Origin of the sequence: Streptomyces sp. SID11385 (assembly GCF_010548245.1) — a bacterium.
In the GTDB taxonomy this organism is placed as follows: Bacteria; Actinomycetota; Actinomycetes; order Streptomycetales; family Streptomycetaceae; genus Streptomyces.
Window position 1 is genome coordinate 1 of record NZ_JAAGLR010001116.1, and the last position, 270, is coordinate 270.

At 70.7% G+C, this 270-nt stretch carries 1 protein-coding gene; it reads right to left on the reverse strand.

The features are described from left to right. Window positions 1-4 precede the first annotated feature (4 nt). Window positions 5-270: helix-turn-helix transcriptional regulator (locus G3I42_RS33870; protein ID WP_164291486.1), on the reverse strand; the 266-nt coding region annotated here is incomplete at its 5' end.

Consider the following 270-nt stretch of genomic DNA (forward strand, 5'->3'; position numbering starts at 1 on the left):
TGGTTCAGCTGAGGGCCGGTTCGGCGCCCCTGGTGCGCAGATCGGCGGGCAGGTCCCGGCGGCGGGATATGCCGAGCTTGCGGTAGGCGCGGGTGAGGTGGTGCTCCACCGTGCTGACGCTGACGAAGAGCTTCGCCGCGATCTCCTTGTTGGTGTAGCCCTGTGAGGCGAACGCGGCGACGCGCTCCTCCGCATCGCTCAGGCCCGCCTCGCCGAACCCCGTGTCGTCGGCACGCCACCCCAGCAGGTCCTCGCCCGTGGCAGGTTCCA